Consider the following 19,775-nt stretch of genomic DNA (forward strand, 5'->3'; position numbering starts at 1 on the left):
CGAAGCAGCCCCAAGCTCTCAAACGGTGGAGCCCCTCCAGACTCAAGGGGCCGCTTTGCGGCCCATCGCAGGCTCCGCCACGAAGCAAGCGGAGCCTGGGCCGTATTTGCATGGCTGAGAAGTATTAAACCAACCGAAGGCACTTTGAGCTTGTCCAGCACCCTAGAATCTCCCAGAGGAATCGCGGGCCCGCTGATTTAGCGGCAATGGCTGTCGATCAGTGCTTTGGTCGACGTGGACAGCGCGTCGCTGAAGGCCTTGAGCGCAGGCGGCAGGTCGCCTTCTTGGGCGGCCACATGGCCGTTGATCACATCCTGGGCCTGCTTGAGCCGGGGGTTGCTGTTGAGCACGATTTCCCGGGCCGAAAGTTCCTTGAGCAGGTTCAGGCACAGGTGGCGCCCTTGCTCGGAAATGCCCACATACAGCGAGATGAGGTGCTCGTTGGTCTGTACCCTGATGAAACGCACGTGCTCAGCGAAGGTATGGAACCGCGGGTGGTACATCTCGGTGAAGGCGCCAGGTTGCGGATAGGCTGCCTGGCCCTGTTTCTTTTCATCGGCCCAGACCGCGTCGGACTTGATCTGGTTGCAGTCGAAGCACGCCACCGCCAGGTTCCAGAAATGGAAGCTGTACTGGACGAAATCGACCCGTGGCAGGATGTGTTCGATGGGCTTGGCGTGGGCGATGTTGACCAACGGGCGCTGGCAATAGCAGCACAGGTGGTTTTGCTCTTTTTCTAGGAAGCTGCGCAACGCCTTGCGGATCAAGGGGCCGGTCACGCCCGAGGTCTGACGCTGTTTGAATTTGCTCAGTTCGGTCCACAGGTCGGTCGTAGACGGAGCCAGCCCTTTTCTACGGCGTTCGAACTCGGCGATGGCCCGTTCTTTTTGCTCGAGCAGATGCTTCCATGCCTGTGGCCGGTGTATCGCCCGCTCATGACAGTCATCCTTGTAGCGGGCCTCTACGGCATCCATCTGTTTCTGGGTCCAATCAGCCATGGTGGGGCTCGCTTTGCGCACGCAGCATCAAGATCGCGCCCAAGGTCTTTTCAATCAGGTCGATGTCGTTGGCCGGGCGTGTGTCGCTACCGCTCTGGCCGCTCTTGCGAATGGTCGCCTTGAACGCCTCGAGCTTCTCGATGGCGTCGTTGGCCTGGTCAACGACGCCGGCCTGTTCGTTCGCCGCCTCGATCAGCGAGGCCACCAGCTTGGCGCAGCGTTCATGTACCTCGCGGTTGTGCGGAGTGTAGGTTTCGAAACCATCCATCAGCAAGGTTTCGACCGAATGGCGTTCCTCGACGGGGATCTCCTCCAGCTCTCCGACCTTGGATACGTAGCAGATGTCCTGTGCGGCGGCGTTGGCGATCAGGATGGGCGAGTGGGTGGCGACCACGAAGGCGATCTGCAGGCGTTCGCTCAGCATGCTCAAGACCTGAGGGAGCCGCTGCTGCCAACTGACGTGCAGGCTGATTTCGGGTTCGTCGATCAGGAAGGTGGCATCCCTGGTGGCCGATGCGATGATCCGGGTCAACAGGTTGAGGATGCTTTGCTCGCCGGAGCTCAGGTTCTCGAAGGCGATCGTCCGGTGGCCTTCGCGGATGAAGCTCACGGTGTAATGCTTGATCAACCCTTTTTCATGATTGAGGTACGTCCGGTCATCGTCATCCGACAGGTCCAGGATATTGGGTCGTCGATCGCCATTCTGATCGTGGCTGAGTTCCGATTTCAGGGTCAGGTAGATCTTGGGGTTGAAGCCGATCAACTCCAGGCATTCGCTGAGCAGCCAGACGTGAGTGCCGTCCTGCGCGATGGCCACTATTTCCTTGGCAATCGTGTTTTTGCGCGCACCTTTATAGGTAAAGAGGTGGCCTTCATCAGGAAAACGATCCGCATGGGACATGGGCAGGCCAATGGTGCGTTTCCTGGCAGCCTGCAACTGATAGACGATGTCCCTGAGCAGGAAGCTTTTGCCTTCGCCGTTGTTGCCGATGACGTAGATGCAGCGGTGGCTGTCGCTGCGCTCCAGTGCCTGGGCGATCAATCGACTGTTATCCGACAATGCCGGCCGTGAGGGCTCGCCAGGGGCGGCCTTGAGGTAGGGGCGGCTGGCCAGGCGTGTCCTGGAGATGGCTTTCGGCGTTTTTTCCACGGCATTGCACAGCCCGACGATCGGGCGGAAGCCATCATGGAAGTAGCTGTTGACGAACTTCAATACATCGCGAGAAAGAAAGTCCAGATGGCTGTGCGCTGCACGGCCTTGCCAGAGATTGTAGATACAACCGGCCAGCAGCATGCGCTCGATACCGTCCAGAGGGGGCAGTGCGCTGTTCGAAAGGGAGACATCGATGTACAGCGTATCGCGCTGGGGCGGCTGGGTATTGATGATGATCGCGGTGCAGTGGTCAGAGGGCGTGGGCAGGCTGCTGAAATTGATCAGTGCCTCGATGTGCGCCCGGCCCTCGGTCAGTGCGAGCAAGCGCTTCCATGTGCCGCTCGTCTCTGCACGGGTCCAGTTCACGATCAGCACCAACCGGGCATTGCCGATCTCCAACACGTTCTCGAGCGTTGACAGAAGCGTTGTGTGCTCGGCTAGCGGCCAGTCCAGCAGGAAGGTCGGCTGGCCGAAGCGGTAGTCCACGGCTTGGGTGAACCTGGCATCGATGCCATTGGCCGCCAGGCGCAGGCTGATGAGGTTTCGATGGCGTTCCGAGATATTTGTGGACATGGGGAACGATGGTTTCGGCGATTGACCCAGCAGCCCGAGCGAGAGTTCAGCGGTGTTGGGCAGCGCTTCGAACAATGAGGTCGACAAGGTCGCTTGCAGGGTGCCGACCAATGCAGCAACCAGTTTCGGGTGGCGGTAATCGATACCGACTTCCTGCGAAATGGATCTGGCGGCCAGGTGAGTAATCAGGAACCCAGTATCTTTGCGTGATTTGAGAAGCCGTTCGGCGTTGTTCTTCAACTGATTATGGATATCGATGGCGACCTGCTCGAGCAACGGATCGTCCATCAGCCATGTAGCGAATTGGTATCGGTCGAAGGAAGACACCCCGGTACGGGCGACCGCAACCAGCATCAGTAGGAGTCGAGCATCCTGCGAAAGATCGGTAATCGCTTTCACGTCCTGTTCGAGCGCTTCGATCAACTTCTCTGCCGCGATTTCGCGGTCGTCATGGTACATGGTGGGGTCCTGATCGTGTGGAAGAGCGCTTCCATGGTGGGTAGTGGCTCGTGGCCACCTAGGCGCTATTTGATCAGGTCTATCCGGTTGGATTCAATCACGCAGGGGCCGCGTTGCGGCCCTTTCGCGGCACAAGGCCGCTCCTACAGGCGTACGAGAAGCTCTGTAGGAGCGGCCTTGTGCCGCGATAGGGCTGCGCAGCAGCCCCAGGTTTTCGATCAGTAGCTGTACTTCAAAGTCATCAGCACATTACGCGGGTCGCCATAGAAGTTGTGGTCGTAGTCGATGGCCGAGTAGTACTTCTTGTCGAAAATGTTGTTGACGTTCAGCGCCGCCGACAGGTTCTTGTCGATCTGGTAGGCGATGCGGCCGTTCCAGATCGAATAGCCACCTTGTTCGCGTCCGTAGTAGCCAAACCCTGCGGACGAGCTCTGGCTGTTGACGCCGGCACCCACCGAGAACTTGCTCCAGTCACCCGGCAACTGGTAGTTCGCCCAGGTGCGCAGGATGTGCTTGGGCGTCTGGGTGTTGGCCGAGATGTTGCCGGCGGTCGCCGGCTCCTCGTCCTTGTACTTGAGCAGGTTGAGGGTGTAGGCGGCATACAGCTGCAGGCCTTCGGCCACCTCGCCGCTGACCTCGGCCTCGAAACCGCGGCTCAGGATGGTACCGGAGGGGCGATAGCAGGTGCCGCCGCAAGAGGCGTTGGCCACATCGCTCGGGATGCTGGCGTCCGGCAGCGGGATGTTGTCCTGCTCCATCTGGTACAGCGCGAAGGTGGTGATCAGGCGGCCTTCGTTGTGTTCGCCCTTCAGGCCGATCTCGTAGCTCTTGCCGGTGCGCGGATCGAGCAGGCTGCCCTCGGCGGTGCGCTGGGTCTGGGGTTTGAAGATCTCGGTGTAGCTGGCGTACGCGTTCCAGGTCGGGTCGAGCTTGTACACAAGGCCGGCATAGGGGGTGACCTTGCCGTGCTTCTGCGCCACGCTACGGCTGGCGCCCCAGGGGCCGTCGGAGGTGAACACGGTACGGAAGTCCGACACCCGGCTGCCGAGGATCAGCGACAGGTCGTCGGTCAGCGCATAGTTGGCGACGCCGTAGACGCCTTTCTGGGTGGAGTCGTAGGCATCGTCCCACTTGTTGGCCGCGTAGATCGACTCATCGCTCGGCTCCTCGCGGTTGGGCACGTAGTTGAAGATATCGATCGGCCTGACCCAGTTGTAGCGTGCGCCCCACACATCATGACTCTTGAGCTTGGAGGCGTTGGCACCGAAGGTCAGGCCGAGCTTGCGACCGAACAGTTCGGTATCGCCGCTGGCGTTGATGTCGCCGCCCCAGTGCTCGGAGAAGTAGTCGAAGACATAGGCATCGCCCACCAGGGTATTGGGTGGGCCGAGGCGGCCACGGCGCTGCAGGTACTTGAAGTCGTTGAACTCCCGGACATTGATGAAGGTGCCCTTGAGCTTCCAGCTGTCGTTGAGCTGGTGGGCGATGTCCAGGTAGTAGGTGTCCTGGGTCTTGTCCCAGTTGTCCCAGGTGGTGCCCAGGTAGGTCGAGCGGCCCAGCTTGGGCATCGAGCCATCGCTGTAGTTGGGAATGCCCATGAAGTTGGGGGTGGCATCCACCCGTTCGTGGCTGTAGCCGATGCCGACGGTGGTGTCCGGCGTCAGGTCGTAGTCGAGCGCTGCGTAGATCGTCTGGTTGTCGGAGCCGACATGATCGACGAAGGAATTGGCCGTGTCGTAGTCCAGGACGATGCGACCGCGCAGCGTGCGTTGCGCGTCCAGCGCCCCGGCCGCATCCACCTGGGCGCCGTAGCGGTCCCAACTGCCGGCCTTGGCGGTGATGTTGAGCAGCGGGTCGGCGGTAGGGCGCTTGCGCACCAGGTTGACCGCACCTGAAGGATCGCCACCGCCCTCGAGCAGGCCCTGCGGGCCGCGCAGCACTTCGACGCGGTCGAGGATGGCGGTCTGGCCGCCGAAGCTGGAACCCCGGGCATACAGCTGGCGTTCCAGGGGTACACCATCGTATTGGAAGCTGTTGATGAAGAAGCCGCGGGAATAGAACTGGTGGCCGGTGAACGACGGCACGGCGGTGATGCCGGGGGAGGCGAGCAGGGCCTCGGTGACATTGGTGATGTCCTGGTCCTGCATGCGCTGCTGGGTGACCACGCTCACCGACTGGGGGATCTCCTTGATGCTCTTGACGCCCTTGCCGATGGTGGTCATGGGCGAGGCGTAGGAGTGGGAGCCCTCGGTGGTGGCGGTCATCTGCCGGCTGCTGATCAACACATTGTCCAGGTTGACCACGTCCACTTCGGCCCGGGACGTGTTGAGGATGACCGTGTCGCCAGTGATCTGGTAACGGATGTCGGTGTGCTGCAGCAGGCGGTCGAGCACCTGGCTCGGCTCCATCTCGCCCTGCACGGCAGCCACGCGCGCGTCCTTGATCGCCTCGGGGCTGTAGAGGATCTGCAGGTTGGCCTGGCGGCCCAGGTCCTGCAACGACTTCGACAGGCTCTGGGCCGGGATGTCGATTGCCACCGGGCGCGCGTTGGCCTGGCAGGCGTAGCCGAGCACGACAGCGGCGGCCAGGGTGAGCAAGGGGCGGCGTGGGGCAACGGGAGTGGATCTACGGAGTGGGTTGATGCGCATGGATGCTATCCGTCAAGTGCTGGCGTATGTAATTGAGAATTGTTATTGGTAGTGAGACGCATGCCTGCCGAAAAGCCGGAAACTTTTTTTCAAGTTCGCTGCAGGCAAGAAAAAAGCCCCTGGAGGCGAGGCCAGGGGCTTGTCGGGTGAAGGTCAGGCCAGGGCCTTTTCGCTGACGACCTGGCCGCTGTCCATCACCACCAGTTGGTCGGCGATGTCGAAATAGCGGTCATCATGGCTGATCACGATGAGGGTCTTGCCCAGGCGCTTGAGCTCTGGCAACAGCTCGGTGTAGAAGATGCGTCGGAAGGCCGGGTCCTGGTCAGCGGCCCATTCGTCGAACACCAGCACCGGGCGTTCCTCCAGCCAGGCGCTGACCAATGCCAGGCGCTTGCGCTGCCCGGTGGACAGGTCGGTGGTGGTGAAGGCACCGTCCTTGACCTTCACCTTATGGCTGATCTCCAGGCGTTCGAGGTAGCGGTTGGCATCCTCGGGCACGTGCCGTTCGCCCTCGACCACCTCATCGAACAGGTAGTAGTCGGCGAAGATGGTGGTGAACAGCTGGCGATAGTCGTCCCTGTCGCCGCTGCCGACCACCACCCCATTGAGGCGCACTTCGCCGGACTGCGGCGCGTACAGGCCCAGCAGCAGCTTGATCAGCGTGGTCTTGCCGCCGCCGTTCTGGCCGACGATGAAGACGATCTCGCCCTGTTCGATGCGCAGGTTGACCGGCCCCAGGCAGAAGGGCGTGCTGCCTTCGGCTGCCTGGAAGCTGTAGCGCACATCTTTGAGCTCCAGGCTGTACAGGGCAGTGGCGCCTGGGCGAGGGTCATCGAGCAACAGGTGTGGCTCGGGGGAGGAGAACTGCTCCGAGAGCTCGGCAATGCGGCGAAAGGCGATCTGCGCCCGGCTGATGATCGGCAGGGTCACCACCAAGTGCTCAAGCGGGCCTTTCATGTACAGCAGGACCAGCACGAAGCCGCTCATCACCGTCTTGTCGCTCGACGGCCACAGCGACTGCAGAGCGAGCGCCAGGCCGATCACCACGAAGAACAGCATCGAGCCGAAAGTCTTGGCCACCACGAACACATTGATCGCGCGCACCTGGATGTCGCGGATGCCATTGGCGGTGCGGCGGATGCGCTGGGTGTACATGCGCTGGCGGCGTGGCCGATGGATACGCAGCTCCTTGGCGCCTTCGGCGAGCGCAGCGTAGTGCTTCTGCAGCTCGTCCTCGGCATCGCGGGCGGCCAGGAAGCCTTTGATGCCTTTACGCCGGGCCAGGTACTGGACGCCGATGCCGATGCCGATGGCCACCAGGATCATCAGGAACATCGGCCAGGACAACAGGGCCAGGTAGCCCAGGCAGCCCAGGGTCACCGTCAGCGAGATCGCCAGCGGCGCGAAGGCGAAGGCGAAGTCGCTGATGGTGTCCACGTCGTGGGTCAGCACCGGGATCAGACGATGGCTGCGGTAGCGCTCGATCTGCGCGATCGGCGCCGACAGCACCTTTTCGCCCAGGGTCAGGCGCAGGCGGGCGATGATGTGCTGGCCGACATAGTTGGTGCCGATGTCCGACAGGATCGAACTGGTCAGCGCCAGCAGGCACAGGCCGGCGAACAGCCCTACCACTTGCCGGCTGAGCCCGCCCTCGGCGTGCAGGGCGCCATTGATGGTCGCCAGCAGCACGGTGACGCTCAGCCCGCCGACCATGCCCAGCAGGATCGACAGGCTCACCACCGTGCGAAACGGTCTGAGCAGGGCCAGCAGCTCGCGCAAGGCCCCGCGTGGTTGCTTGGTCATTGGCAGGCTCCGCTCAGGCGCGGCTCAGGGCTGCGAGCGGCTGTGCGCCGATGGCGTGACGGCTCAGGTCCTGGTAGAGCGCCTGACCGATTTCCGCGGCGCGTACCGGCAGCACCGACAACAGTGTATCGCTCAAGCCATGGGATGCTTCGCAAAAGCCCTGCAAGTACACCGAGGCGCGCAGGTCGGGCGTTGCCAGGGCGCGGTAGTTGCGGTCGACCTCGAAATCCTTCAGGTGCTGTTGCAGCGGCGCCAGCAGCTCGCGGTGGGAGCGGCGCTCGTAGCCGGTGGCGAGGATCACCGCGTCGTAGCGATGGGTCTGGCGCACGTCGGTGGCCAGGTCGCGCAGGGTCAGCTCGATGCCCTCGGGTGTACCCACCACGTCCTCGATGGTGCGCCGGCACAGCACGGCATGGCGCGGGGTATGGGCGACCTTCTGGCGGTAGAGGATGCCGTAGATACGCTCGATCAGGTCGACATCGACTACCGAATAGTTGGTGTTGTGGTATTCGGCGATGAGCTTGTCGCGCACCGGGCGCGGCTGGTTGAACACAAGGTCGGTGTATTCGGGGGCGAAGATCTCGTTGACGAAGGGGCTGTCGTCGGCAGGCTTGAGCGCCGAGGCCCGCAGGATCATGTCGACCTTGACCGATGGGTAGCTGTCGTTGAGGTCGATAAAAGCTTCCGCGGCGCTCTGGCCCGAGCCGACCACGGCGATGCGCATCGGTTTGCCCTCGTTGCACGGCAGGCGACCGAGCGCGCTCAGATACTGGGAATGGTGGAACACTCGCGCATCGTCCTTGAAGGCGTGGAACGCCGGTGGGATTTTCGGCGTGCCGCCGCTGCCGACCACCACCGAACGGGCCCGGCGCTGATGCTCGCGGCCATGCTGGTCGCGCGAGACCAGGCGCAGGTGGTCGACCCGGCCCTCGTGCAGCTCAGGCTCGATGCGCAGCACTTCCTCGCCATACACCGCCTGGGTGGCGAAGTGTTCGGCAGCCCAGCGCAGGTAGTCGTTGTACTCCAGGCGGCAGGGGTAGAAGGTGCCCAGGTTGATGAAGTCGGCCAGGCGCTGCTTCTGGTGCAGGTAGTTGACAAAGCTGTAGGGGCTGGTGGGGTTGCGCAGCGAAACCAGGTCCTTGAGGAAGGAGATCTGCAGCTCACTCTGGGTGGCCAGGGTGTTGCCATGCCAGCGGTAGTCGCTCTGCTTGTCGATGAACAGGGCGTCGAGTGCATGGCCGTTGGTTTCGGCGAGCTCTTCCAGTGCAATGGCCAGGGCCAGGTTGGAAGGGCCGAAGCCTACGCCGATGACGTCGTGGATTTTTTCGGGGCTAGCGGTCTGGCTCATGGGTACGGTTCCTTGGGTGGTCGGGTGGGGCGCTGTGGGTGGCGCCCCGGGTCCTGCGCAAGTACACCGTTTAGGACGAGCCGGGCGGCGGGGAATTTACCGCCGCCAGGCGCTACAGCTCGCGGATCACGCGAAAGCCCAGCCAGTCGCCCAGGCGTTCGGGGTAGTTGTTGTTGCGGTTGCCCGAGCGCGAGAAGATTGGCGCCTCGCCCCAGTCGTTGCCGCGGATCGAGACGGTCTTGCAGCCGGCCTCGGTCCAGGCGCTGCCATCGCCCGGCGCGCCCTGGTAACTGTCGTGGTAGCAGTCTTCCACCCATTCGTAGACGTTGCCGTGCATGTCATGCACGCCAAAGGCGTTGGCTGGGTAGCTGCCTACCGGCGAGCTGTAGCTGTAGCCGTCCTTGGGGCCATAGACGTTGGCGTGGCGGCTGATCTGCAGCCCGGCACCCGGGTCGACGGGGAAGGGGAACATGCCGCTGCTGCCGGCTCGGGCGGCGTATTCGCGCTCGGCCTCGCTGACCATGCGGTAGGGCTTGCCGGTCTTTTTCGACAGCCAGGCCACGTAGTCCTTTACGTCGTGATAGCTCATGCACACCGCCGGTTGGCGCGGGCCCTGCTTGTAGCTGGGTTTGCTGGCGGTGCAGCGCCGCCCGGGGCGGTCGTCGCCATCCTTGATCCGCGTGCCGCTTTCCTTGAGGTAGGCATCCCACTCGCCCGCGGTGACCTGGAAGCGGCTGATGGCGAATGGCTTGGCGAAGGTGACCGGGTGCAGCGGGCCTTCATCGTCCTGGCGGCCCTGTTCGTCGGCGGGGGTGCCCATCATGAAGCGGCCGGCGGGCAGCACGACCATCTCCGGGCAGGTGCCGGCGCAATCGCGGAACACCGTGCCGGGTTTGTCGCCGGGGTCAGCGGCCAGGGCCGGGAGGCTGCAGCCGGCCAGCAGGGCGGCCAGGGTCAGGCGGTACAGGGTAGGGGTCATCGCGAGTGCCTTGTTCAGAGTTTCTGGGTGACCAGGGCCATGACCCGGTCGATCTGCTGTTCATCGTTGAGCAGGCTGGGGGCGAGGCGGATCACCGGGCCTGCGTCGCGGTACACCGCATCGCTCATCACCTTGTTCGCCACCAGGTGGGCGGCGATGGCGTCCGAGTCTTGGCCCTTGATCCGGAAGAAGGTGAAGCCAGCGGAGAAGGCCTCGCTACGTGGGGTCACCAGCTCGACCTGAGGGTGTTCGGCCAGGCGCGCCTTGAGCAGGCTGTTGAGCTGGTGGATGCGTGCCTGGACGTCGGCCTTGCCCAGTTGCAGGTGCAGCTTGAAGGCTTCGCCCAGGGCCCAGCGGTATTCGAAGGCGTGGTAGCCGCCGGGGGTCATGATGGTGGCGAAGTCCTCGTCCCGGGAGAAGGTGGCGACGCTGGGGGTGAGGTTGTCCATCTTGGTCGAGGCGGCGCAGATGATGCCGGTACCCCGTGGGCCGAACATCCACTTGTGGGTGCCGGCGATGAAGTAGTCGCAGTTGAAGTCGGCGAAGCGCTGGTTTTCCACGCCGAAGCCATGCACGCCATCGACCACGTAGAGGATGCGTTGAGCTTCGCTGCGCTCGCGATTGTGCCGGCGCACCAGCTCGCCGATCTCGCCCACCGGCAGCTTGACGCCGCTGCCCGAGTGTACCCAGGTCATGCCCAGCACGCGGGTTTCGGGGCGCAGGTTCTGCTCGATCGTGCTCAACACCTGGTCGGTGGACACTGTCCAGGGCTTGTCGAACAGGCGGATCTTGCGCACCGGTGTACCCTGGCGCTGGGTGCGGAAGGCCAGGGCTTTGTGGGTCGAGTAGTGTTCGTGCTCGGTGGTGAGGATTTCCTGGCCGGGGGCGAGCTTCAGGCCGCCATAGATCATGGCCAGGCCTTCGGTGGTGCTGCCGGTCAGGGCGATCTGCCGTGGGCCGACCTCCAGGTAGCGAGCGGCCCAGTCGCGCACTTCGTCTTCGCGCTGCCATTCGTATTGGCTTTCCCAGTCCATGAGGATGGCTGGGTTGCGGTCCAGGTCGGCGCGGTGGCGGTCGATGGCGGCTTGCACCGGGCGCGGGTGGGCGGTGACCAGGAAGTTGGCGAAGTGCGCCACCTGTGGATCCAGTGGGAACAGCGTGCGCAGCTGGCGCCACTTGTCCGGGCCGGTCAACAGCGGCGGCGTGGGCTCGGCCGCCAGGGCGCTGGGGAGCAAGGGCAGGGTGGCAGCAGCCAGGCCGGCCTGCTTGAGAAAGGTGCGACGGGTGTTCATGGGGCGGCGTGCCTTGTTGGGTGGGGCTCAGTGGCGGGCGGCGACGGGGCGTCCGGCGTCCTGCACCTGCTGCCAGACTCGCAGGAAATTACCGGCCCAGAGCTTGGCGATGTCGGCTTCGCTGTAGCCGCGGGTAAGCAGCTCGGCGGTGACGTTGCGGATCTCGCTGACATCCTTCCAGCCGTCCAGGCCGCCGCCTTCGTTGAAGTCCGAACTGATGCCGACGTGGTCGATGCCGACTTTCTTCACCGTGTAGTCGATGGCATCCACATAGGCCTTGAGGCTGGCCTTGGGTTCCTGCTCGAGGATGCCGTAGAGCCCGCTGGCGTATTCGCCGAAGCGTTTCTCAGGCCAGATGGCGATCGCCGGGTCGCCCGGCATCAGGGCGTAGTTCAGGTCTTTGAGCGGGCCAAGGTCGAAGCGCGCACGCAGGGCGTCGAGCTTGTCCAGGGTCGATTGGCTCAGGGGTTGCAGATAGCCTGAGAATCCCACTACCTGGACCAGGCCGCCGGTGCCTTTGATCAGTTGCAGTTCCTTGTCGCTGAGGTTGCGGCGAATGTCCACCAGGGCGCGGGGCGCCGAGTGCGAGGCCACCAGTGGCGCGCGGGTCAGGCGGGCGACGTCTGCCAGGGCCTGGCTGGACATCTGCGACACGTCGATGATCACGCCCAGGTCGTTCAGGCGCCCGACGGCCTGTTCGCCTATCGGTGACAAGCCCTCCAAGGCATCGGCCGTGTCGTTGAAGAACGGCATCGGCCGGGAAGAATCGGCCCAACTGTTGTTGCCGATGTAGCTGAAACCGAACATGCGCACGCCGCGCTTGGCCCAGAGGTCCAGTTGCGAAAGATCGTCGCCGAACGGGTAGGCATTGAGCATGCTGATGAACACGGCGAACTTGCCTTCGCCGTTGAGCCTGCGCAAGTCGTCCGGGGTATAGGCGATGCCGACCTGGTCGGGATGGTCGCGCACCATGTTGCGGATCACCTGGTAGCGCACCTGTTGCTGGTGGCGCGCTTCGTCGACGAAACCCGGCGTGGGCTTGTGCGGGGCATTGGGGCCGTTCCACATCTCCGGCCAGGCCAGGATGGTCAGCGCAGCGCCCGACAACCGCCCCTTGCCGGCCTTGACCAGGTCGAAGGGGTGCGGGCCGTCCTTGTCCACCTCCTGGCCGTGGGTGCCGAAGGTCAGTGGCACGGTGATGTGGCCGTCGAAGGCGAGCATGTGTTCGTGCATGTCCTCGGCCTGCTGGACGATCTTGCGCGGGTAGCCGGCGTTGGCCTTCCAGTAGAAGTAGCCGGCGGCCGCGCTTCCCACGGCGAGTGCCAGGGCCAGGGGCAGGCCGATGTACAGGGCTTTGCGGGAACGGGTCTTGGTCATTGCCATCTCGTTGCAGGGCTGATCGGGCGGCCTGGTAGCGCAAATGGCGCGCCGGGGCCAGGCGTGGGTATCAGGTGGACGAGTGGCGGTGAGGCAAATTTATCGACCGTGCACGATTCAAGAAGTACGCCTGGCCGCCGATAGGGAGGTCAACGCGAAGACTTATTGCAAGGAAGGTATGACATGGTCGCAATCACCGCCGCCACCCTCAATGTTCCCGTCACCGCTGGCGCTGCTGCGCAGGTCCCCGAGGGCTCGGAAAAGGGCGACTCCACCGTACAGGTCGATCTCTCCGGATTGAAAGCCAACGCGCCGGCGAAATCGGCCCAGGACAGCCAGGAGAGCAACGAGCCGGCACATATCAAGCAATTGCGCGAGATGATTCGTCAGTTGCAGAAGCAGCTGGTCGAAGAGCAGAAACAGTTGGCCGCGCTGATGCAGCGCGATATGGACGAAAACCTGAAACTGGCCGCCGTCACGGCCAAGCAGGCCAGCATCGCCACCCTTACCGGTGAGATCCAGGCGGCCACCGCCTTGTTGCTCGAGGCCCTGCGCAAGAGTGGCGGCGGCAGCGCAGGCAGCATGGTCAGCGCTCAGGCCTGACGCAGCTATTTGCCTGCGCAGGTCCCTGTACGGCGAATACCTGAAAGGCGGCTTGGCTGTTCTGTAGGACCGCCGCACCGCCGCTACTCCAGGGGATGGTGGACTCAGTCCGACGCCAGGCGAGCGCGGTTCTGGCGGTCGGCCTTGTACTGCATGGCCACGGCCGGTGCCGGCTTGGCCGTGCCGGTTTCCAGCCACTGGCGCATGCGGCTGGCGTCGGCGAAATGGGTGTACTTGCCGAAGGCATCCAGGATCACCATGGCCACCGGGCGGTTGTCCATCTTCGTCAGCAGTACCAGGCAGTGGCCGGCCTCATTGGTGAAGCCGGTCTTGGTCAGCTTGATGTCCCAGTTGCTCTTGTTCACCAGGTGGTCAGTGTTACGGAAGCCCAAGGTGTAATTGGGCTTGCGGAACGCCACGGTCTTCTCGCGGGTGGTGGAGAGGTCGCTGAGCATCGGGTACTTGCGCGATGCCAGCAGCAACTTGGCCAAGTCCCGGGCGGTGGACACGTTCTGGGTCGAAAGGCCTGTGGGTTCGACATAGCGGGTATGCGCCATGCCCAGGCTGCGGGCCTTGGCGTTCATGGCCTTGATGAAGGCGCTGTAGCCGCCTGGGTAATGGTTGGCCAGGGAGTTGGCGGCGCGGTTTTCCGAGGACATCAAGGTGATCAGCAGGGTTTCACGCCGGTTCAGCTGGCTGCCGAGCCGTACCCGAGAATAGACGCCTTTCATTTCCGGGTTGTTGGCGATGGTCATGGTGAGCATTTCGTCCATGGGCAGCTTGGCGTCGAGCACCACCATCGCGGTCATCAGCTTGGTCACCGAGGCGATCGGCACCACACGGTCGGCGTGGCTGGCATACAGCTCTCGGTTGGTGTTCAGGTCGACCAGCAAGGCGCTACCGGAGGCCAGGTGCAGCTTGGCGGGGTCGCGTTGGACCTGGGCCGGGGGTTGTGCAGCAGCGGTCGACGGAAGGGTCGCGGTTCCTGTGAGCAACAGCAGCAGGCTGAGGATGGACAGGGAAGTTTTCACGTTGAGGCTCACTAAAAGTTGGTATGTCGTTGGCTGTGCAAGGGTTTCCCCCAAAAAACCGTTGCATTGTGGAGTATGGCCGAAGTGCTGTCGATTGCTCGTTGATGGCGGGCCGGGAAATGAAAAAAGCTTCATGCTGGAACGGTTCCGCGATGGCCGTTTGTCGGTTGGAGAAGGCGGGCTGGCGACATAAAAAAGCCCGCCTGAAAAGGCGGGCAAGGAGAGCGTCAAGGGAGCAAACGCACAACGAAAATTCGCTCAGGCAAGCAGGCTCGTGGCCTGCAGGCGGTCAGCCAACGCTTGGGCCGTGGTCCGGGAGGTCAGCGGTCCGCTGACGGTCTCGCCATTGCGGGTCAGGTACCAGCACGCCAGCAAGCCTTGTGCGCGCAACGTGGCGGGTACGGCACTGCCGATGACGGACATGATCTGGATAGTGGCCATGGGGACCTCCTGTGTGACATGGCGCTACCTTATCGGCAGGCCAGGGCCAGGTGAAATCAACGCCCTCGATAGTGGTCATTAGCTTTATCAACTTCCATATCCGGGCCCGGGTGCTCCCAGGCGGTTGCGTCTGCTACGCTGCGCAATCGATTCAGCCCCAGCAAAGGAGCAGGCAATGGCGATTCCACCGAGCAGAGACACCGTGCTATGCATTTCCCTGGCCGGGCGGCCCGGTACGTTCGGGGTGCGTTTTCACAACCACTTGTATGGGCAGTTGGGCCTGGACTACTACTACAAGGCCATGACCACCCAGGACCTGCCGGCGGCAGTGGCGGGTATCCGTGCGTTGGGCATCCGCGGTTGCGGCATCTCCATGCCCTACAAGGAGGCCTGCATGGCCTTGGTCGATGAGGTCGACCCGTCCGCTGCGGCCATCGACTCGGTCAATACGCTGGTCAATACCCACGGCCATCTGAAGGCCTACAACACCGACTACCTGGCGGTGCGCCAGTTGCTGGAGCGGCACCAGGTGGATCCGAACACAGCGTTCGCCCTGCGCGGCAGCGGCGGCATGGCCAAGGCGGTGGCCAGCGCCTTGCGCGATGCGGGCTTGCGTGAAGGGATCATCGTGGCGCGTAACGAGCAGGCCGGCCGGCAACTGGCCGATGTGTGCGGGTACCGCTGGCAGGCAGAGCTGGGCGACCTGTGCCCGCCGATGCTGGTAAACGTGACGCCGATCGGCATGGCCGGCGGGCCCGAGGCGGATGAGCTGGCCTTTGCCGAACATGCCATCGCGGCGGCCGAGCGGGTGTTCGACGTGGTGGCGATGCCGGCGCGCACGCCGCTGATCCGCCGTGCCGAGGCGCTGGGCAAACCGGTGATCACCGGGCTGGAGGTGATCGCCTTGCAGGCGCTGGAGCAGTTCGTACTCTACACCGGCGTGCGGCCGACCGACGAGCAGGTGGCGCAGGCGGTTGCCTATGCGCGGCAGCCCTGAGCTTTTGGGAACACCTGTGGGGGCGGGCTTGTACCCGCCGCTCCCACAAGAGATCGTGTTGCTGCCTCGATGAATGGATCAGAATACCTGGTGATCGCCGTCGAGCTGCTGGTCCACCAACCATCGGCCATGGGCGAGGGCTGCGTGCTGGGCGTTCTCAAGGTCGGACAGGAACGCCATCTTCATCGGCAGTGACAGGCGCCTGCTGGTGTGACCTTCCGGGTCGGTGATCAGGCAACCGGCGGCAAACGGCAGGGGCGACCCTGGGTGGGTCATCACGCTGGCGGTGATGGTGTGGTCGCGGTATTCACAGTGAAGGGTTTGCATCGTCCTTACCTCGCTGTGGCTTGGAACAGGTCTATTCCATATACCACAGCGAGGGGCCGAGGGTTCCCGGCCCGACGAGCGTGTCTTGCCGGCGGGCTCAGAGCTCGGTTGGCTGGATGATCTCCACCCAGTAGCCGTCGGGGTCCTTGATGAAGGCCAGGTGCTTCATGCGGCCGTCGCTCAGGCGCTTCTGGAAGGGCACCTGCAGGGCTTCGAAGCGCTCGCAGGCGGCGCGTACGTCCGGTACCGAAATGCAGATGTGGCCGAAACCGCGCGGGTCGGTGTTGCCGTCGTGGTAGGCGAATGCCGGGTCGTTCTCGGTGCCATGGTTATGGGTCAGCTCGAGGATGCCGGGGATGGACTTCATCCACTGGTGGCGTTCGGCGTCATCGGCCGGAATCTGTGCAGGGTCCACCAGGGCCAGGAAGTACAGGCTGAACGCTGCTTCCGGGAAGTCGCGCTTGTCCACCAGGCTGAAGCCCAGCACGCGGGTGTAGAAGTCCAGGGACTTCTCGATGTCCTTGACCCGCAGCATGGTGTGATTGAAGACGAAACGGGCGGTGGCGGCGTCCGGCTTGGCGGTAACGCCTGGCAGGGTTTGCAGATCGTGCAGGCTCATGGGTGCTCCAGGAACGAGGCCAGGGACAGGCCCTGGCGGTAAAGACAGGTGGGCCATGATACGGCAGTGAGGCGTGAGCGCAAATGAAAGCGCCCTGCACGAGTGCAGGGCGCTGGAATTAGAGGCCCGCATGTGCGGGCGCGTGATGGGGTCGCTAGTCCTTTAGCTGGTTCGATACTGCGCGCGTCGATGTGAAAAAAGTGTGAAGTACGCGTGGATGTTTCATGTGCGTACCCAGCTTTCCACCGTCTTGGCGCCGTATTGCTCTTTCCAGGCCTTCAACCCGCGGTGGTTGCCGCCTTTGGTCTCGATCAGCTCGCCGGTGTGCGGGTTCTCGTACACCTTCACCACGCGGGGGCGGCGTTGCTGCTTGGGCGCTGCGGTCGGGGCCCGGGAGGCCGCCTTGGGGTCGAGGATGGCGATGATGTCGCGCAGGCTCTTGTCATAGCTTTTCATCAGGCCGACTAGTTTCTGCTCGAATTCGATTTCGCGTTTTAGGCCGGCATCCTTTTTCATCGCCTCCAGTTGCGCCATTTGTTCCTGGAGAGCTTTTTCGGCAGCACGAAACTCTGCAAGTCTGGACACTGTCATCACTCCTGTAAGTACCGTGGCGGGGCGTGACGAACATACAAGAAAGCCATAAACGCCGGCCACGAGGATGGGTAAAGCTGTTCGCTGATATCGAGTGTAGTCTTCGAACTCATGAGGGTAAACCGCAAACTTTTTATAAGTAATCACGGAACTTTGCTAGTTTTTCGTGCGGTATTCACGGCGGTTTTCATCGTGCTCTTGAGGTCGACCTAGACCATGGTCCTATGGCTTGGTCTAGAGCGGCTGAGCGATCATCCAGGACGCTGGCCGGGGTATTTGCCGACGGTCTTGTAGTGCCGGGGCGGTGTGCTGCCCTGGGTGGTTTTCGCTTTGTTCTGGATGTTCCTTTCGCATGTTTGCCCCGTTTCCCCTTGCCCCCGGGCGTCGAGTTGCCGGCCTGTTCTTCCTGTGTGTCGGTGCCCAAGCCCAGGCCGCCGGTTTTCTTGAAGACACTACTGCCAAGCTCGAGGCGCGCAATGTCTATTTCAACCGGGATTTCCGTGATGGCCACAGCAGTTCCAGCCAAGGGGCGTCCAAGCGCGAAGAATGGGCGCAGGGGTTCATCCTGAATGTGCAGTCCGGTTACACCCAGGGCCCGGTGGGCTTTGGCGTGGACGCCCTGGGCATGGTCGGCTTCAAGCTCGACTCGAGCCCGGCGGACAGCAACAGCGGCCTGTTGCCGGCGTCCGGCCATGACCCGCGCCGCTCGGTCGACCAGTACGCCAAATTGGGGGTGGCCGGTAAGGTCAAGGTGTCCCGCACGGTACTGCGCTATGGCTCGATGATGCCGGACATGCCCTTGCTCAAGTACAACGACGGCCGCCTGCTGCCGACGATGTTCCATGGCGCCATGCTCACCTCCGAGGAGGTGAGCGACCTGAAATTCACCCTGGCGCGTCTGAACCAGTACACGGCGCGAGACTCCACCGACCGCCAGGACATTCGCGTGCACTGCAAGAACAAGCGCTACGCCTGCGACACCGAGGCCGATCACTTCGACCTGGCTGGCGTCGACTACCGCTTCAGCGATCGCCTCAGCGGCCAGTACCAGGTGTCGCGCCTGGAGAACATCTACCGTCAGCAGTTCCTGGGCTTGGTGGCTACCCAGCCGCTGGCGCTGGGCAGCGTGTCGGCGGACCTGCGCCTGATCAAGAGCGACGACATCGGCAACGCCCGCGCTGGCGAGATCGACCACCGCGCCTTCAGCGGCATGCTCGGCTACAGCCTGGGTGGGCACAAGATCAGTGCCGGCTGGCAGCGCATGTATGGCGAGAGCGCCATGCCGTACCTCGACGGCAGCAACCCGTACCTGGTCAACTACGCCCAGGTCAACGACTTCGCCGCCGCCCAGGAGCGCTCCTGGCAGGTACGCTATGACTACGACTTCAAGGCCCTCGGCGTGCCCGGCCTGACCTTCTTCACCCGCTACATCAACGGTGACCATATCAAGGTCCCCGGCAGCACCGCTGAAGGCAAGGAATGGGAGCGCGATACCGAGCTCAAGTACCAGGTGCAGGGCGGTACCTTCAAGGACCTGAGCGTGCGCCTGCGCAACTCCACCTACCGCAGCAACTATGAGCGGTGGGCGCGGGACATGGACGAGACGCGGGTCATCGTCAGCTACAACTTCTCGATCCTGTAGGGCGTTTTGCCAAACCCCGGCGACCGGCCGACAATGGGCGCAGGCATTCGCGCGGGCAGGGCGATGAAACACCTTCTGCTGATTGGCATCGGGCCTGGCGACCCCCGCCAGGTCACCTTCGAGGCCGTGGAGGCGCTGCGACGCGCCACGGTGTTCTTCATCCTGGACAAGGGCCCCGACAAGGACGAGCTGGCGCGCCTGCGCACGATGATCCTGAAGCGCTACGTTCCGGCCGGTGGCTACCGCCTGGTGCAAGTGGCCGACCCCAGGCGTGATGGGCAGGCGGCGGACTATGTCGGTGCGGTGCAGTATTGGCACCGACAGCGAGCGGCCTTGTATGGCCGTCTGCTCGAGGACGAGCTGGGGTCTGGCGATGTCGGCGCGTTCCTGCTCTGGGGGGAGCCTGGGCTGTACGATAGCACCTTGCGCGTGCTGGACCTGGTCCGGGAGCGCGGCTTGGCCCTTGCGCTGGAGGTGATCCCGGGTATCAGCAGCGTACAGGCCCTGGCCGCCCGACATCAGGTACCGCTGAACCGCATCGGCGAGCCGCTGACCGTGCTGCCGGGCAGGCGCCTGGCCGAGCAGGGTCGGATCGACAATGTGGTGGTGATGCTGGACGGGCAGTGTGCCTTTGCTGACCTGGACGACCCGGCATTGACGATCTACTGGGGGGCGTACCTGGGAACCGAGGATGAGGTCCTGGTCGCCGGGCCGCTGCTGCAGGTCAAGGCGAAGATACTCCAGGTGCGGGAGCAAATGCGCCAGCGCAAGGGGTGGATCATGGATACCTACCTGTTGCGGCGTGGGCGGTGATCCGCTGTTTCACCTTCATGCTCCATCGTCGGCACCAGGGAGAGAAACGGGCGCGATCCCTGTAGGAGCGGGCTTGTCCCG

General features: G+C 63.4%; 17 protein-coding genes. 4 read left to right on the forward strand and 13 right to left on the reverse strand.

Translation table 11 applies throughout. The annotated features are described in order from the left end of the window. Window positions 1–197: 197 nt before the first annotated feature. The 8 genes from K8374_RS10655 to pvdM all read right to left on the reverse strand — a co-directional run bounded on the left by K8374_RS10655 (window position 198) and on the right by pvdM (window position 12,630). The gene (locus tag K8374_RS10655) at window positions 198–998 is read right to left on the reverse strand and encodes an HNH endonuclease (protein ID WP_224458998.1); all 801 of its coding nucleotides are present in this window, start codon (window positions 996–998) and stop codon (window positions 198–200) included. Then, the gene (locus K8374_RS10660) at window positions 991–3,183 is read right to left on the reverse strand and encodes an AAA family ATPase (protein WP_224458999.1); all 2,193 of its coding nucleotides are present in this window, start codon (window positions 3,181–3,183) and stop codon (window positions 991–993) included. The genes K8374_RS10655 and K8374_RS10660 overlap by 8 nt, the downstream gene beginning before the upstream one ends. Window positions 3,184–3,401: 218 nt before the next feature. Then, a complete protein-coding gene (locus K8374_RS10665) occupies window positions 3,402–5,831 on the reverse strand; it encodes a TonB-dependent siderophore receptor (protein WP_224459000.1) in 2,430 nt (809 codons plus the stop codon). A gap of 153 nt (window positions 5,832–5,984) precedes the next feature. Next, on the reverse strand, window positions 5,985–7,634 hold the full coding sequence (locus K8374_RS10670) for a cyclic peptide export ABC transporter (RefSeq protein WP_224459001.1): 1,650 nt from the start codon (window positions 7,632–7,634) through the stop codon (window positions 5,985–5,987). Between the two features lie 13 nt (window positions 7,635–7,647). Then, entirely contained in the window at window positions 7,648–8,982 is a 1,335-nt protein-coding gene (locus tag K8374_RS10675) for a lysine N(6)-hydroxylase/L-ornithine N(5)-oxygenase family protein (protein WP_224459002.1), read from the reverse strand. 112 nt (window positions 8,983–9,094) lie between these two features. After that, a complete protein-coding gene (locus K8374_RS10680; RefSeq protein WP_224459003.1) occupies window positions 9,095–9,961 on the reverse strand; it encodes a formylglycine-generating enzyme family protein in 867 nt (288 codons plus the stop codon). Window positions 9,962–9,975: 14 nt separating this feature from the next. Continuing rightward, window positions 9,976–11,253, reverse strand: coding sequence for an aminotransferase class V-fold PLP-dependent enzyme (locus K8374_RS10685; RefSeq protein WP_224459004.1), 1,278 nt, complete (start codon window positions 11,251–11,253; stop codon window positions 9,976–9,978). A gap of 27 nt (window positions 11,254–11,280) precedes the next feature. Further along, window positions 11,281–12,630 (reverse strand): pyoverdine-tailoring dipeptidase-like protein PvdM, encoded by a 1,350-nt coding sequence (pvdM, locus tag K8374_RS10690; protein ID WP_224459005.1) that lies wholly within the window; start codon window positions 12,628–12,630, stop codon window positions 11,281–11,283. A 183-nt stretch (window positions 12,631–12,813) separates the two neighbouring features. Here pvdM and K8374_RS10695 point away from each other — a divergent pair, with 183 nt between their 5' ends. Further along, complete coding sequence (locus K8374_RS10695) at window positions 12,814–13,233, forward strand: hypothetical protein (RefSeq protein WP_224459006.1); 420 nt, start codon at window positions 12,814–12,816, stop codon at window positions 13,231–13,233. Between the two features lie 104 nt (window positions 13,234–13,337). Here the strand turns inward: K8374_RS10695 and pbpG are convergent, their stop codons facing one another. Both pbpG and K8374_RS10705 read right to left on the reverse strand, forming a co-directional pair. Continuing rightward, window positions 13,338–14,264, reverse strand: coding sequence for a D-alanyl-D-alanine endopeptidase (gene pbpG / locus K8374_RS10700; protein WP_224459007.1), 927 nt, complete (start codon window positions 14,262–14,264; stop codon window positions 13,338–13,340). Between the two features lie 258 nt (window positions 14,265–14,522). Next, a complete protein-coding gene (locus tag K8374_RS10705) occupies window positions 14,523–14,705 on the reverse strand; it encodes a hypothetical protein (protein WP_224459008.1) in 183 nt (60 codons plus the stop codon). A 175-nt stretch (window positions 14,706–14,880) separates the two neighbouring features. Between K8374_RS10705 and K8374_RS10710 the strand changes: the two genes are divergently transcribed. After that, a complete protein-coding gene (locus K8374_RS10710) occupies window positions 14,881–15,702 on the forward strand; it encodes a shikimate 5-dehydrogenase (RefSeq protein ID WP_224459009.1) in 822 nt (273 codons plus the stop codon). A gap of 78 nt (window positions 15,703–15,780) precedes the next feature. On the opposite strand, the gene K8374_RS10715 is transcribed toward K8374_RS10710, so the two are convergent. From K8374_RS10715 to K8374_RS10725, 3 genes are all read right to left on the reverse strand, one after another. Next, window positions 15,781–16,029, reverse strand: coding sequence for a hypothetical protein (locus K8374_RS10715; protein ID WP_084857480.1), 249 nt, complete (start codon window positions 16,027–16,029; stop codon window positions 15,781–15,783). Between the two features lie 97 nt (window positions 16,030–16,126). Further along, window positions 16,127–16,648 carry a lactoylglutathione lyase gene (gene gloA / locus K8374_RS10720; RefSeq protein WP_084857481.1) on the reverse strand — a complete coding sequence of 174 codons (522 nt, stop codon included), beginning with the start codon at window positions 16,646–16,648 and terminating at the stop codon, window positions 16,127–16,129. A 222-nt stretch (window positions 16,649–16,870) separates the two neighbouring features. Next, on the reverse strand, window positions 16,871–17,233 hold the full coding sequence (locus K8374_RS10725) for a histone-like nucleoid-structuring protein, MvaT/MvaU family (protein WP_224459010.1): 363 nt from the start codon (window positions 17,231–17,233) through the stop codon (window positions 16,871–16,873). A gap of 358 nt (window positions 17,234–17,591) precedes the next feature. Between K8374_RS10725 and K8374_RS10730 the strand changes: the two genes are divergently transcribed. Continuing rightward, window positions 17,592–18,881, forward strand: coding sequence for an OprD family porin (locus K8374_RS10730; RefSeq protein ID WP_224459011.1), 1,290 nt, complete (start codon window positions 17,592–17,594; stop codon window positions 18,879–18,881). Between the two features lie 63 nt (window positions 18,882–18,944). Further along, on the forward strand, window positions 18,945–19,694 hold the full coding sequence (cobF, locus tag K8374_RS10735; RefSeq protein WP_224459012.1) for a precorrin-6A synthase (deacetylating): 750 nt from the start codon (window positions 18,945–18,947) through the stop codon (window positions 19,692–19,694). Window positions 19,695–19,775: the final 81 nt, after the last annotated feature.

The organism is Pseudomonas sp. p1(2021b), from assembly GCF_020151015.1.
Lineage (GTDB): Bacteria > Pseudomonadota > Gammaproteobacteria > Pseudomonadales > Pseudomonadaceae > Aquipseudomonas > Aquipseudomonas putida_K.